The organism is Megasphaera sp. SC8-1 (assembly GCF_024436295.1).
GTDB classification, from domain to species: domain Bacteria; phylum Bacillota; class Negativicutes; order Veillonellales; family Megasphaeraceae; genus Megasphaera; species Megasphaera elsdenii.
The window spans coordinates 365,545-379,625 of record NZ_JANFQH010000006.1; the positions used below are offsets into that span (position 1 = coordinate 365,545).

Annotated in this window: 14 protein-coding genes; 9 read left to right on the forward strand and 5 right to left on the reverse strand. The window is 44.5% G+C overall.

Features of this window, described 5'->3' with window-relative positions; translation table 11 throughout:
• The 7 genes from NOS26_RS03090 (at position 1) to NOS26_RS03120 (ending at position 7,986) form a co-directional block, all read left to right on the forward strand.
• The gene (locus NOS26_RS03090) at positions 1-1,419 is read left to right on the forward strand and encodes an AMP-binding protein (RefSeq protein WP_014015317.1); all 1,419 of its coding nucleotides are present in this window, start codon (positions 1-3) and stop codon (positions 1,417-1,419) included.
• Between the two features lie 5 nt (positions 1,420-1,424).
• Positions 1,425-2,702, forward strand: a complete 1,278-nt coding sequence (gene rpoN, locus NOS26_RS03095; protein ID WP_014015318.1) for an RNA polymerase factor sigma-54 — start codon at positions 1,425-1,427, stop codon at positions 2,700-2,702.
• Between the two features lie 159 nt (positions 2,703-2,861).
• The gene (locus NOS26_RS03100; RefSeq protein WP_014015319.1) at positions 2,862-4,325 is read left to right on the forward strand and encodes a sigma-54-dependent Fis family transcriptional regulator; all 1,464 of its coding nucleotides are present in this window, start codon (positions 2,862-2,864) and stop codon (positions 4,323-4,325) included.
• A 5-nt stretch (positions 4,326-4,330) separates the two neighbouring features.
• Complete coding sequence (locus NOS26_RS03105; protein ID WP_014015320.1) at positions 4,331-5,365, forward strand: alpha-hydroxy-acid oxidizing protein; 1,035 nt, start codon at positions 4,331-4,333, stop codon at positions 5,363-5,365.
• Between the two features lie 145 nt (positions 5,366-5,510).
• Complete coding sequence (locus tag NOS26_RS03110; protein ID WP_014015321.1) at positions 5,511-6,314, forward strand: gluconate 5-dehydrogenase; 804 nt, start codon at positions 5,511-5,513, stop codon at positions 6,312-6,314.
• A 124-nt stretch (positions 6,315-6,438) separates the two neighbouring features.
• Positions 6,439-7,722, forward strand: coding sequence for an AAA family ATPase (locus NOS26_RS03115; protein ID WP_255917246.1), 1,284 nt, complete (start codon positions 6,439-6,441; stop codon positions 7,720-7,722).
• Between the two features lie 96 nt (positions 7,723-7,818).
• On the forward strand, positions 7,819-7,986 hold the full coding sequence (locus tag NOS26_RS03120; RefSeq protein ID WP_014015323.1) for a hypothetical protein: 168 nt from the start codon (positions 7,819-7,821) through the stop codon (positions 7,984-7,986).
• Between the two features lie 64 nt (positions 7,987-8,050).
• Here NOS26_RS03120 and NOS26_RS03125 read toward each other — a convergent pair whose 3' ends face one another.
• The 5 genes from NOS26_RS03125 to NOS26_RS03145 all read right to left on the reverse strand — a co-directional run bounded on the left by NOS26_RS03125 (position 8,051) and on the right by NOS26_RS03145 (position 12,604).
• Positions 8,051-9,370 (reverse strand): serine dehydratase subunit alpha family protein, encoded by a 1,320-nt coding sequence (locus NOS26_RS03125; RefSeq protein ID WP_014015324.1) that lies wholly within the window; start codon positions 9,368-9,370, stop codon positions 8,051-8,053.
• Between the two features lie 48 nt (positions 9,371-9,418).
• Positions 9,419-10,678: an amino acid permease gene (locus NOS26_RS03130; RefSeq protein WP_051014209.1), complete on the reverse strand. Its 1,260-nt coding sequence runs from the start codon at positions 10,676-10,678 to the stop codon at positions 9,419-9,421.
• A gap of 428 nt (positions 10,679-11,106) precedes the next feature.
• Positions 11,107-11,331 carry a hypothetical protein gene (locus NOS26_RS03135; protein ID WP_255917247.1) on the reverse strand — a complete coding sequence of 75 codons (225 nt, stop codon included), beginning with the start codon at positions 11,329-11,331 and terminating at the stop codon, positions 11,107-11,109.
• Positions 11,332-11,336: 5 nt separating this feature from the next.
• A complete protein-coding gene (locus tag NOS26_RS03140) occupies positions 11,337-12,044 on the reverse strand; it encodes a helix-turn-helix transcriptional regulator (RefSeq protein ID WP_255917248.1) in 708 nt (235 codons plus the stop codon).
• Between the two features lie 191 nt (positions 12,045-12,235).
• The gene (locus NOS26_RS03145) at positions 12,236-12,604 is read right to left on the reverse strand and encodes a Rid family detoxifying hydrolase (RefSeq protein WP_014015327.1); all 369 of its coding nucleotides are present in this window, start codon (positions 12,602-12,604) and stop codon (positions 12,236-12,238) included.
• A 175-nt stretch (positions 12,605-12,779) separates the two neighbouring features.
• On the opposite strand from NOS26_RS03145, the gene NOS26_RS03150 reads away from it, so the two are divergent.
• Both NOS26_RS03150 and NOS26_RS03155 read left to right on the forward strand, forming a co-directional pair.
• Positions 12,780-13,145: a DUF134 domain-containing protein gene (locus tag NOS26_RS03150; protein ID WP_170101600.1), complete on the forward strand. Its 366-nt coding sequence runs from the start codon at positions 12,780-12,782 to the stop codon at positions 13,143-13,145.
• Entirely contained in the window at positions 13,138-13,974 is an 837-nt protein-coding gene (locus tag NOS26_RS03155; protein ID WP_014015330.1) for an Mrp/NBP35 family ATP-binding protein, read from the forward strand. The genes NOS26_RS03150 and NOS26_RS03155 overlap by 8 nt, the downstream gene beginning before the upstream one ends.
• Positions 13,975-14,081 lie beyond the last annotated feature (107 nt).

Genomic DNA, 14,081 nt, shown 5'->3' on the forward strand with positions numbered 1-14,081 from the left:
ATGTTGAACTTTTTTGATGAAAATCCGGCATATGAAAATCACGTATTATTCACCAATGGGGCAGGCCACTCTTTAACCTACAAAGACTGGTATACCCATAGCAGAAACTTAGAGGAAAAGCTTTCATCCCCAACAAGACAGTTGGCAGCTATCATCTGTCATAATACCATAGGGTCTGCCTTATCTTATCTCTGTTGCTTGCAAAATCGAATCGTCCCCTTACTCATCGATCACGACATGGACATAGAATTGCGTCAACGCCTGCTGTCCATTTATAAGCCTAATTATATATTCAAGCCTGTAGACGATGAAGTCGAACCTCTTTATACATTAAATGGATATGGCGTATATCAAGCAAATGATATAGCTCATAATATTCATTCCGATTTGGCGTTACTTCTGACAACGTCTGGCAGTACAGGCAGTCCCAAATTGGTCCGTCAAAGTTATACAAATATTCAATCCAATGCAGCGTCTATCGCACAATATTTAAAAATTACGGCACAAGACCATCCTATTTCTTCCTTGCCCATGCATTACACGTTTGGCCTTTCTGTCATCAATAGTCATGTACTATGCGGAGCCTGTGAATGTCTGACAGAAGCAACTGTATTCGATAAAGAATTTTGGAATATTTGTCAAAATGACGAAATCACCTCTATTGCCGGTGTCCCCTTCACTTATGAATGTCTAAAGCGCATCGGCTTCATGGCCATGGATTTACCGAAATTAACGCTGATGATTCAAGCCGGTGGCCATTTATCAACACGCCTGCAAAAAGAATACCTGGAATTTGCCCATAAGACAGAGAAACGCTTTATCGTCATGTATGGTCAAACAGAAGCCACTGCACGCATGTCTTATCTGCCCTTTGATATGGGACTGAAAAAAATAGGCAGTATCGGCATTGCCATTCCCGGCGGGACCTTCCATATTATGGAAGATGAAAAAACGGAAATCACCCAGCCACATGTTACGGGCGAACTTTGCTATGAAGGACCCAATGTTACATTAGGTTATGCCCATTGTGCTGAAGATTTGGCCTTAGGCGACATGCGTCATGGCCGATTATATACGGGTGATATGGCCTATTTCGATGAAGATGGATACTACTATATTGCGGGACGCAAAAAGCGCTTCATCAAAGTAATGGGTAAGCGTGTGAATATGGATGAAATGGAAGAACTGCTAAAAAGTGCTTTTGATTTCAGTGATTTCGCCTGTGTGGGTCAAGATGATGATCTGCACGTATTTATGACCAATAATACCCATCAATCTGAAGTTGAAGACTTCCTTATAGAAAAGACAGGTTTGCATCTCCGTTGTTTTACAATCCATCACATTAAACAAATTCCTAAAAACACTTCTGGCAAAACACAGTATCCTGAATTAAAGGCCTTGGCCGAAAAACAGGGGTGATAAAAATGGATGCAGGTATCACCATTTCACAAGAACAATTACAAAAACTTTCCATAAATCAAATTCAATCCTTGCATATTCTTTCTCTCTCAGCTGAATCCCTACGCGATTTATTGCAAAAAGAGTCTGAAGAGAATCCTTTTATGGATTATAGCCCTAGCACAAGCAATAATATTTCCTCTGATGGCTCTACTTCGTTTTTAAACTTTATAGCTGCTCCTGAAGAAAGAAGTGTGAAGCAATTTATTTTAGAGCAAGTAAATCTATCTAATTTCACGACTCCCCAGTGGGCTCTTTTCTCCTATTTAACCGATTATGTCGATACACGGGGCTATTTAACTATTACAGAAGAAGAACTCAAAAAAAAGATTCCTTTACCCGACGGCCTTTTTGCTTCTTGTTTACGAATACTCCAAAACTTAGATCCTGCCGGAATTGGAGCTACATCTTTGACAAACTGTTTAAAATTACAACTGCAACGAAAAAAACAGCTTACCCCTTTATTAGAAAACTTAATTGAAAACCATTTAAATGAAATAGGTGCACAAGATATATCTCACATCTGTCAATCATTAAAAACGCCCAAAAAACAAATTTTGGCCGCTATCCGACTGATTAAGCGCTTAAATCCAGCTCCTTTAGAAGGATTATTTGAAACAAATTCAACCTATATCGTCCCTGACGTAATTATTAGGTTCATGCCTACAGGACATGAAATCATTTTAAATGACGCTTGGGTTGCCTCTTACTCCATGAGCGATTATTATGTCCGCATGATGCATACAACAACAGATGAAAGCGTAAAAAAATATTTCAAGACAAAATACACCCGCTGTCGCTTGTTATTTTATAATATAGAACGCCGACGCCAAACACTGTACAATCTGACCGATGTGATTTGCCATCATCAGCAAGCCTACCTGCAAAATCATGGCCCTTTAGCTCCAATGACACTGGCAGATATTGCTAAGGAAATCGGAGTGCATCCTTCAACAATTAGTCGGTCTATAAAGAACAAATATTTACAAACGCCATACACGACACTTTCTTTTAAAAATTTATTCCAACGCCCTTTTCCCAAGACGGGAAAAGATATTTCTAAAGAAGCATTAAAAAAAGAATTGTGTTGCCTGATAAAATCAGAAGACACGAAGCATCCCTATAGTGATGCTCAACTGACAAACATCCTTTCAACCCAATTTGGTCGAAGTTTTTCCCGTCGTCTTATCCAGAAATATCGGATACAATTGCATATTCCCAACTCCTATGAACGCTACGGATAAAGCATGTGTTTTTTATATATTTAACATACACCTTGCGATATTCTTGTTTACATAATTAAAAATTGTTATAATTTTTTACATATGCATATATGTAATATTTATTTCGCAGAGGCCCGTCAGGGCCTCATTGCTTCTTTGTCGTAAAGGAGGACCATCTTTATGACGAATGTAACAAAAATTTTTTCGACACTGTCCGAGGCCAGCGAACGGCTCAATGCCATTATTGAACATTCTTTTGATGGCATTTTCATTACCGATGCAAAGGCCAATGTTATCCGTATCAATCATGCCTACGAAGTCATTACCGGCTTAAAGAAAGAAGAAGTCCTCGGAAAAAACATGGCTGATCTCGTGCGCAATAAATTAATCTCAGAATCAGGCTCCCTGCAAGTTATTAAAACGAAACAACCAGTAACACTGCAACAATGCTTTCGTTCAGGAAAGGAAGCGTTAGTAACTAGTTCTCCTATTTTTGACGCCGACGGCAATTTCATTATGATTGTCACCAATGTTCGGGATTTGACAGAAATTTATAATTTAAAAGCTGTCGTCCAAGAAAAAACGGCTGCCATGGATCGCCTAGCTATGGAACTGGAACATTTACAAACAACGTCAGAAGACAATCAGGAAATCATCGCTAAGGATGAAACAACCTTAGCAGCCATGCTGCTTGCCAACCGCGTAGCATCCATGGACACGACGGTTATTCTACTAGGAGAAACGGGTGTCGGGAAAGAAGTGATGGCCCGATATATTTTCCAGCACAGCCATCGCGCAAAAAATAGTTTCATTAAAGTAAACTGTGGGGCTATCCCAGAAAATCTGATTGAAAGTGAACTCTTCGGGTATGAAGGTGGCGCTTTTACAGGCGCCAATAAAAACGGAAAAATCGGTCTCTTTGAATTGGCTAATAAAGGCACCTTATTTCTCGATGAAATTGGGGAACTTCCCAAAGACATGCAAGTAAAATTGCTACGTGTTCTTCAAGAACAAGAAATCTTGCGCGTCGGTGGTACGAAGCCCGTAAAAATTGATGTCCGCATCATTGCCGCTACGAACCGAAATTTAGAAGAAATGGTAAAAGACGGTACTTTCCGTGAGGATTTATATTACAGGCTCACTGTCTTTCCCATTTCCATTCCGCCATTGCGGATGCGAAAAAAGGATATCATCCCCTTGGCGCTCTCTTTCCTGGAAAAGCTGAATCAAAAATATCAACTGAAAAAGTATTTTACCGACTTATCCATGCAGCTTCTCCACGAATACGACTGGCCTGGTAACATCCGCGAATTAAAGAACATCGTCGAAAGAGCAATTATTATAAGTCCTTCAGATGCAATAAAGCCGGAAGATCTCCATATACATTCTGCTAGTAAACCAATCGTAATTATAAAAGAAAATGATTTTAGCGATAATACAAAAAATTCTTTACCGCCCTCCCCCGAATTTCCGATAAATTTAAAAAATACTCTCGAAAAAATAGAGTATACCTACATGGTCCAAGCCTATAAATTCTTTGGCAACGTGCGCGATGCTGCCAAAAATTTGGGACTCACACCTTCTACCTTTGTACGGAAACGCAAGCAATATCAGCAAAACAATACGGACCCTGAAAGGATGTGAGCAATATGACAACTCTGGAAGAAATCCGTAAAAAAGCCCGTGCTAAAATGAAAGGTTGTTATGTCTGTCCTGATTGTGATGGTAATGCCTGTTCCGGGATGATTCCTGGTTATGGCGGTATGCGGACAGGCCAATCTTTTCGTAATAATCGATTGTCCTTCCAAAAATATGGTCTCCTATCTCATCTCTTATCGGCTAGCAAAAACCCAGATACGACGTGTTCTATTTTTGGAAAAACGTTATCCATGCCCATTCTTATCGCCCCAGTCAGCGGCTATGTCCATAATGGAAAAATAGAAGGAAATCCGGAAGAAAAAGAATATGAATATCTCTTTTCTATGACTGAAGGAGCTGCAAAAGCAGGAACACTGGTATTTACCGGCGATAGTGGCCATGCTTATATGTATGAAGCTGGGATTGCCGCTTCAAAGAAATATCCAAAACACGTAATTCCGACAATAAAGCCGCGAAAAAATCAAAAAATCATTGAGAAAGCACGACTAGCTGAACAATCAGACGCATTCGCAGTGGCAAACGACGTTGATGCCGTAACCTCCGCGAATATGCGATTTTTTGGCCAGCCCTTAGAAGTAGAGCGGCTAAAAAATCTAAAATACATTATTAGTTCCATTCATCTCCCTTTCATTGTAAAAGGCATTATGTCCCCTGATGAAGCCTTGCTTTGCCTAGAAGCAGGCGCCAAAGGAATTGTTATCAGCAATCACGGAGGCCGCATACTCGATGGTATGGCTAGTCCTTTATCTGTCCTGCCCGAAATTTCTGCCGTTGTAAAAAACAGATTAACAATTTTCATAGATGGCGGAATCCGACACGGTGAAGACGTCCTAAAAGCATTGGCCCTAGGAGCTGACGCAGTATTAATCGGTCGACCTGCTGCTATTGCAAATATAGGTGGATACGCAGAAGGCGTTACATTGCTCCTCGATACCTTAAAGCAAGAATTACAAGATGCTATGACAATAACAGGCATTCCTGATTTGCAACACATATCGTCTAATATTTTACAAAAAATAAAATAACAATCCCAAGAAACTTTAAACACTATCTCGACATATTGCCTCAAATATGCAAATCTACCCAATTTTGCTAAAATAAAGGCAATCAATAGTCTATACAATTTGACTTTTTGCCTTGTATGCCATTCCCCTTTTAGGAGGTTTTATCATGGATTATTTAAGCAATATGTTTTCTTTGAAAGGTAATGTCGCCCTCATTACGGGCGGTTCTTACGGCATCGGTTTTGCCATTGCCAAAGCGTTAGCCCGTGCTGGCGCCGTGATTGCCTTCAACTGCCGCAGTCAGGAACATCTGGATCAGGCCATGAAGGATTATGAAAAAGAAGACATTGAAGCTCACGGCTATCTTTGCGATGTCACTGATGAGCTCCACGTGCAAAAATTGGTCAGTGAAATAGAAAAGACGTTGGGGACTATCGACATCCTCGTCAATAACGCCGGTATCATCAAACGTATCCCCATGTGTGACATGACGACGGAAGAATTCCGCCAGGTCGTCGATATCGACTTAGTCGGTTCGTTCATCGTATCCAAGGCAGTCATTCCCGGTATGATAAAAAAAGGCCACGGCAAAATCATCAATATCTGCTCTATGATGAGCGAATTAGGACGTGAAACCGTGTCGGCTTACGCCGCAGCCAAAGGCGGTCTGAAAATGTTGACCCGTAATATCTGTTCCGAATTCGGCGGCGCCAATATCCAGTGCAATGGCATTGGCCCTGGCTACATCGCAACGCCTCAGACAGCCCCGCTGCGCGAAAAACAGCCGGATGGCTCCCGTCATCCTTTCGACCAGTTCATCGTCTCCAAGACGCCGGCTGGCCGCTGGGGCACGACGGAAGACCTCGAAGGACCGGCCGTCTTCTTAGCTTCCCATGCTTCGGACTTCGTAAACGGACACATTCTATACGTCGACGGCGGCATCCTTGCCTACATCGGAAAGCAACCGTAGAGGAAAAGGGCTGGTTGCACGTGCGGCGAGCCCTTGTTTTTCTAAATATACAAATTGGGCTGGCTTTGCTACAATAGAGTCAATCCGTAGTCCGTCATAATTATTGTCTAAAGCAGGTGAAACCATGAATACTCAAATGCCCATCGGTGTAGATGACTTCAAGGAAGTCCGGGAGAATTATTATTTCGTCGATAAAACCCATTTCATCCAATCCCTTATTGATGGCCACAGTAAAGTGACCCTGTTGACCCGGCCCCGTCGTTTCGGAAAAACACTGACCATGAGTATGCTCGATTACTTTTTTTCTTTAGAAAGAGAACAGGAAAGCCTTCACCTCTTTGATGGTTTGCAGATTGCCAAGGCAGGAATCGATTATATGAAGCATCGAGGCCAGTACCCTGTCCTCTTCATGACCTTCAAAGGCATACAGAATGATACCTGGGATTTAGCTTTCAATGCCTTCCAGCTGGTCATCCAAAAGGAATTCCAGCAGCATCGTTATTTGTTGGACACTCCGGAATTGGCTCCTGAAGAAAAACAACTCTATAGCCGTTTCCTCGATAATACGGCCACGCTTGCAGAATACCAAATCAGCCTGCTCTACTTATGCGAATATCTCTACCGGTACTATAAAATTCGGCCAATTATCCTGATTGATGAGTACGACGCGCCCATCCAGAATGCCTATAACCATGGCTTTTATGATACGGCTATCTCCTATTTCCGTACCTTTTACAATAACACCTTGAAAGGGAATGAGTTCCTGAATTTCGCCATCCTCACAGGTGTCCTGCGCATTGCCAAAGAGAGCATCTTCAGCGGCCTAAACAATCTCCGTGTCTGCTCAATCCTCGATAATGCCTATGCCGATGTCATGGGCTTTACAGAAGAAGAAGTAACTCAAATAGCTAAGGATACGGGGGAAGAACAGGCCTTGCCGACTTTAAAGAAGTGGTATGATGGTTATCGTTTCGGGAACCTCGACATATATAATCCTTGGTCGATCATCAACTTCTTCTCTGAACGGTCAGCCGATGATTATTGGGTCAATACGTCCTCGAATGACATTATCCAGCATATGATGCAGGGGAATGCGAAAAGTCAGGAAAAGAATCTGCTGATTCTCTTGCATGACGGAACTGTCGCCGCCATCATCCGCGAAGGTTTGATTTATAAGGATATTACCCGCAATAAAGATGGCCTTTATACGCTCTTACTGATGACAGGCTATCTGACAGCCGTTCAAACCACACCGGTTCCCAATGGACGTCTTTGCCAGCTCAAGATTCCCAATGAAGAATTGACCCATGTCTTCCAAAGCGAAATTCTCAACTTAGAGCCCTTCAGCAAATCGAAAAGCAGCAATATATCGCTGAATTCAAGCAGAAGCAGATACCCTCAGTCCTGAAATACGGTATCTCATTCTGCGGGAAGAAGATTTATGTAACCAGGTAATAGAGATGGCTAAAATGTGCCGAGAATTAGAGAATTAGAGAAATGGAGCATGGAAGAGCGTCAAGAAGGTCTTGTCGAAGGGCAGCGCAAGGGCGAAGATAATCTGGCAAAACTGCTGAAATTGTTGAAGGCTGATGGCCGCTTACGTGATTTGGATTTAGCCATAGAAGACGAAGAGGCCCGAAAAGCGTTATACAAGGAATATCACATTGACTAAAAAAATTCCCCCGATGCTATCGAAATAGTGGACAGCATCAGGGGATTCTTTATTTATCAGGGAACTATGCTCCGGCAACTTCTTTATTTTTGTTCAACATGATGTGCAAGACTTCGCAATCTGTCTGCTGCATACCATTAGATGCCAAGAGGCCTACGTTTCGGATACATTCATCTGCCGTATCGGCGACGAGCCCATCTGTACCTTCTACGCGGATACCGGCTAAGGCCATGAGGACCGAACGATAAGCGATTTCCGCTGCCGAAGCGACTTTCATGGCACAGCTATCGGCGGCACCATCACAGACCATACCGACGATGCCGCCATTCATAGATGAAATAGCTTTGCAAATAGTCTGATACGGTGTCTTTCGGTCGAGGAGCCAAGCCATGCCAGCCGCTGCTCCCATGGCAGCCGTAACGGTCGCGCAAAAGGCAGACAACTTGGGTAAATAGCTGTGCGCATAGATAGCGACCATACTGGCCAAAGCCAGGGCCCGGACGCGTTCTTCGCCAGAGGCTTTGATATGGTCAGCGACAACTGTTACTGGCTCAGATACGGTGATGCCCTGATTTCCAGAACCAGAATTGGTCATGGCCGGACAGGCAGCGCCACCCATGCGAGCGTCTGAAGCGGCCACTGTACGGACTTGGATTTCACGAGCCAAATCGCCTGCCAACAGGCCCTCTTTGATGCTCTTTTCCATGGTGCAGCCAATGCGCAGGCCATATTTCCCCGTCAGACCTTCTTTAGACAAGGCATCATTTAAATTTTCTGCATTCTTGATGAATTGGATATTGGCAAGGGGAATATTTTCAGCAAATTCCAAAATATCTTTGATGGAAAGGGACTGCAAAAAAGTGATTTTATCGGCTTCACTATCATTACAGCTCGCTTTTTTTTCAAAAATAACCTGTCCATCTTTTTCGATTAAGACAACGTTCGTATGGTTATCGACGATGACGGCGCGGACATGATGGCTTTCTCCATAGACATTGGCTTCCGAATAAAGGATATGCTTTGTCGTTTCATTGACACCAACGGTGACTTTGCCGTCAGCTACCATTTGTTTTCCTTGGGCTACCACATCAGGCGTCAAGGATTTCAGGACCTGGAGACCTGCGTTAGCATCGCCGCCCAGGGCACCAACAGCAGCAGCAATAGCCAATCCCGGCATGCCGGTGCCTGGAACCATAACGCCCATCCCATTTTTCATCAAATTAGCGGAAACAAAGGCTTTGACAGCTTGTACGGGTTCTCCCAATTCTTTCGCCGCCGTAGCCGCTGCAAAAGCCAGGGAAATCGGTTCCGTACATCCCGTAGCCGGTTTGATATCTTGCTTCATGATTTCAATCATTTTATTCCACATAGTACATGTTTCCATTATTATCACTCCTAAAAAAATCAATCTATAAAATAATCCGTTATAGACTTACGAAAAAGCCAGGAACGGTGAGATAATTAACAAGATGCCCGTCGCAATGATGAGATATAACGAAACGCCTTTCAAGTCATGCAAGCGCGGCACCCGGTAGACGAGATAAGCCGGAATCAGGCAGCCAATCATGCCAAAGACAGGGCTGCAAATTGAAGTAAAGCTCAAAACGGGAGCATTGAGGATAATGGCACCCCACGACACGAGAACAGCAAAGACCAGGATACCCAAGGAAACGGCACGTGCATTAATCTTATCTTCTGGCATAATGCGTTTCAAGCAGTTCATGGCAATGCCGCGGCAGGCTTCGCGGAAACCCAGGAAGACGCCGAAGAAGGCCGTAACGACAGCAAAAATATTTAGAATCAAACTCATGATCTTAATGGATGTGCCGGGAATCCCCTGGGCAGCCAATGCTAAAGCAGAAATATTGTTTTCATAAGCCATAACAGCTTGGTCATGTCCCATAGCCAAGTTGAACGAAATAGCATAGAAAAATACGGTGACAAAGAGCACGCCAAAGGCGATATTCATGGCCCGCAAAGCCTTGTACCGGGCAACTTCAATCGACTTATTATGAGAACGATAGGAAATGACCATCGGGCTCAAGCTCTGTAAAAATAAAATAGATGTCAGCGTAAAAGGCAGCATGATGATAGTCTGCTTGATGAGATAGCCAAAATCGGGAAAACTACCTATATTCGCTAAATTCCAATGCTGGACCATAATCATACCCAAAACAGCTACGACGCACAGCTTCGTCAAGACCATTAGCGTAGAAATCTTGAAGAGTACTTTTTCGCCACGAGAAGCAATGGCTACGAGGGCACAAATAATGACCAACCCGTATAACGGATTTTTAGCCAGTGAATGGTCCGTCACGCCAAAGGTGACTAAGAAGGAAGCACTGTCATTATTGATGGCCGTCGAATAGACGAATACCCAGATAATGAGCATCAGGAAGTAAAGAAGACCTAAGAACAGGCCCCAGTTCTTGCCCAAGTAGTTGCCAATGACACTAGGATAATCTTCACATCTTTCAGATTTTGCCAGAGTATTAATGAATAATCGCTGGAAAAGGTACATAGCCGGATAACCGATAATAGATGACAAGAGATAAATCCAAATCCCTGCCAAGCCTACCTGTACCGGTAAAAATACGATGCCTGCACCGATAGCCATGCCGATACTCATGATGACCCAGCCCCAGTCGGTACTGTCAAACTTGACGGCTTCTTTCCACTGGGCTTTGGTCATACCCGCTTTTTCCCATCGGGTCAACTTTTCTTTCCCCAAAGTTTGTCCTTTATCAGGACACTGAACTGTCTGTTCCATTCTATCAATCTCCTTTTATAGTGTAATCCCTTCATTCCACACAAGATACCGTCATTGCCTATACGCTTGTATGCCCCTCTTTTTTCAATAAAATATTATCATAGTAATAATTATTTTGCAATATTTCTTATTTTGTCTTTTTGTAATAAACGATTACTATGGATTGTTCTTTTGTAATGAACTTACAAAGTCAAAAAAATATCCTGCCAAAAATAAAATATTTTAGCAGGATATTTATATTTTCGTTATATTTAGTTTCTTGTAAAAGGACAACCTCAAAGAAAAATCAACCTCTCAGACCGCCTTTGGGCGGCCAGCTCTCCTAGGAAGAGATCCTTTCGCCTCACTTTTTAGAAGCCGGCTTTGGACAATTCGTCTCTCATGGCCCGGCGGTTCCGATAAGTTTCCCGCCATTCTTGGGCGATTTTACGGGCCATGTTCAGGCCTTCGGGATAGGTGCTGAGTTTTTTCAGGTAAACGATGCAATCTCGATATTGATTGCGGCTATTCAGTCCAGGCATGGCCTTTTTCACATAGTCCGCATAAAAGAAGTCTCTCCAATTTCCTAAATCCATGTTTCTCACCCCCGTACATTGTGATTTTCTTTCTTGATACGATTCAAGTAACGGTAAATCGTTGGTTCTGATACGCCCAGGACCTGGGCCAGGGCATAGACGCTGCCTTTGAGGACGAAGAGGCCGTTTTTGTAGAGGTCTTCTACGACGGCTAGCCGTTCTTTTTGTGAAAGGCGTTTGGCATCGGCGGCATAGAGCTGCAACGACCGCTGGATGAGGTGCTGAATGGCATCGTCTACGGTCGGATACATGCTCTCTGAGATTTCGACACCCAGGAAATGATCATCGCCATTCTTCGAAGCTGGCGGAACCACGTCGGCCAGCGTTTTTTCCGTATCCATGAGGACCAAGGCGTCCAGCTGTTTCCGCACGTCCAAGTAGCGCTGGACGTCGTAATTCAGGCAGAGCGCCCCGATGATGTTATCGTCCTCATCGTGGATGAAGAATGTCGAAGACCGCAAGGTATGGCCATTGATGCTCTTTCCGTAGTAATTGGTCATGTACTCCTGATCCCGTTTTTTACCGACCTGCATGAGTTTCAGAATGAAATCCGTCGCCGGTGCACCGAGCTTGCGGCTGCTGATGTCACCATTGGCAATGGCGATGACCGACTCTTCAGGATGGCGCAAATCATGAAGGACGACTTCACAATCCTTTCCCAACGCGGCCCCTAAAAAGGGAACGATATGTTTATACATCTCTAAAATACTCACGACGTCACTCTCCCTATCTGTTATAAGAAAAGTTTATCACAATGAGAATGTGTAGGGCAAGGGAAAAAGGGCTTGTCGCACGACGACAAGCCCTTTTTAGTGGTTAGTGGCTAGTTGTTAGCAGTTAGCGGATGGCTGAAAATTTAAAGCCAGCTTCTGCAAACTACAAACTCCATACTACAAACTAATACTTACACTTCCGCAATGACTTCGATTTCGCAGAGGAAGTGAGCCGGCAGTTCTTTGACGGCTACGCAGCTGCGGGCCGGTTTGCTGATGAAGGCTTTTTCGTAAATAGCGTTGAACGCAGCAAAGTCCTTCATGTCATAGAGGAAGCACGTCGTCTTGACGACTTTCGAAAAGTCCGTTCCAGCTGCTTCGAGGATAGCGGCAATGTTCTTGACAGCCTGTTCCGTCTGGGCTTCGATGCCTTCCTGGAGCTTGCCCGTCTGCGGATCGACGCCGGCCGTACCAGAAATGTACAGCATACCATTGGATACCATAGCCTGGGAATAAGGACCGATAGCTTTCGGTGCGTTCTGGGAAACAATTACGTTCATGGAAATACCCTCCTGTAAGATAACTTTATTTCACTAATAAAATTTTATCACAATAATAATTGATTTTCAATAAGTATCTCGCCGTTTTTTACAGAAAAGCATTTCCGGTGGTGCCTTTAATGTTGACATATGTCATCTATATATCTATAATAAAAGGCGTAAAGGAGGGGGTATTATGCCGAGACCACCGCGGTGCCGACGGGTTTGTTCATTGCCGGCGGCTTCTGTCTTTGGACCTGTAGACGGAGGACAATCAGCAGATGCCATTATCATGGGCATTGATGAGTATGAAGTCATCCGCCTCATCGACTGGGTCGGCTTGACGCAGGAACAGTGCGCCGCTCAGATCAATGTGGCGCGCACGACGGTAACCGGCATTTATGATTCGGCCCGACGCAAACTGGCCGATGCCCTCATCCATGGCAAACGTCTCGTCATCGAAGGCGGCCATATCCAAGTTTGTGAACGTTCCGGTACGTGCTGTCATGCCTGCTGTCACGCCGGAAAAAAGAATACAAAGGAGAATGATCCCAATGAGTGAAAATTGTACACACGATTGTTCCAGCTGCGGCAGCTCCTGCGCTGAACGCACCCAGCCCCAGAGCCTGCAGGCTGCCCCCCATGCCGGCTCGCACATCAAGCATGTCATCGCTGTTGTCAGCGGCAAAGGCGGCGTCGGTAAATCCCTGGTAACGTCCCTTATGGCTGTTGAAATGCAGCGCCGCGGCTTCAAGACGGCTATCCTCGACGCCGATATCACGGGCCCGTCGATTCCTAAGGTCTTCGGCCTGACGGACCATGCGACAGGCGACGAAAACGGCATCTATCCGGTTACGACCAAGACGGGCATCAAAGTTATGTCCATGAACCTCTTGCTCGAAGATGCTGCCGCTCCGGTCGTATGGCGCGGCCCGGTCATTTCCGGTGCTGTAAAACAGTTCTGGACTGACGTCATCTGGGGCGACATCGACTACATGTTCGTCGACATGCCGCCGGGAACGGGTGACGTTCCGCTGACAGTCTTCCAGTCCCTGCCCATGGACGGCATCCTGGTCGTCACGTCGCCGCAGGAACTCGTTTCCATGATCGTCGAAAAAGCATTGAACATGTCGGAAATGATGCACGTCCCGGTCCTGGGCCTCATCGAAAACATGAGCTATTTCGAATGTCCTCACTGCCACGAAAAATTAGCCATCTTCGGTCAGAGCCATGTCGAAGAATCGGCACAGAAATACGATATTCCCCATACGGCAAAACTGCCGATCGACCCGGAATTTGCATCCCATTGCGATAAAGGTGACATCGAAGGCTACGAAGCCAGCTACATGGCGGACACAGCCTCCTTCCTGCAAGGCGTGTTAGGGAAATAATAAAAAGGGCTTGTCGCACGACGACAAGCCCTTTTTGAGTATTAAGTTTGCAGTTCGTAGTTTTTAGTGAAGTTTTTTAAATTTAAAGCTAGCTTCTACAAACTCCA

Coding starts and splice junctions, on each gene's coding strand:
- rpoN (WP_014015318.1), top strand. CDS start 1,425: ATGGATGCAGGTATCACCATTTCACAAGAACAATTACAAAAACTTTCC.
- NOS26_RS03120 (WP_014015323.1), top strand. CDS start 7,819: ATGGAAGAGCGTCAAGAAGGTCTTGTCGAAGGGCAGCGCAAGGGCGAA.
- NOS26_RS03115 (WP_255917246.1), top strand. CDS start 6,439: ATGAATACTCAAATGCCCATCGGTGTAGATGACTTCAAGGAAGTCCGG.
- NOS26_RS03125 (WP_014015324.1), bottom strand. CDS start 9,370: ATGGAAACATGTACTATGTGGAATAAAATGATTGAAATCATGAAGCAA.
- NOS26_RS03100 (WP_014015319.1), top strand. CDS start 2,862: ATGACGAATGTAACAAAAATTTTTTCGACACTGTCCGAGGCCAGCGAA.
- NOS26_RS03135 (WP_255917247.1), bottom strand. CDS start 11,331: ATGGATTTAGGAAATTGGAGAGACTTCTTTTATGCGGACTATGTGAAA.
- NOS26_RS03090 (WP_014015317.1), top strand. CDS start 1: ATGTTGAACTTTTTTGATGAAAATCCGGCATATGAAAATCACGTATTA.
- NOS26_RS03110 (WP_014015321.1), top strand. CDS start 5,511: ATGGATTATTTAAGCAATATGTTTTCTTTGAAAGGTAATGTCGCCCTC.
- NOS26_RS03155 (WP_014015330.1), top strand. CDS start 13,138: ATGAGTGAAAATTGTACACACGATTGTTCCAGCTGCGGCAGCTCCTGC.
- NOS26_RS03105 (WP_014015320.1), top strand. CDS start 4,331: ATGACAACTCTGGAAGAAATCCGTAAAAAAGCCCGTGCTAAAATGAAA.
- NOS26_RS03150 (WP_170101600.1), top strand. CDS start 12,780: ATGCCGAGACCACCGCGGTGCCGACGGGTTTGTTCATTGCCGGCGGCT.
- NOS26_RS03145 (WP_014015327.1), bottom strand. CDS start 12,604: ATGAACGTAATTGTTTCCCAGAACGCACCGAAAGCTATCGGTCCTTAT.
- NOS26_RS03130 (WP_051014209.1), bottom strand. CDS start 10,678: ATGACCAAAGCCCAGTGGAAAGAAGCCGTCAAGTTTGACAGTACCGAC.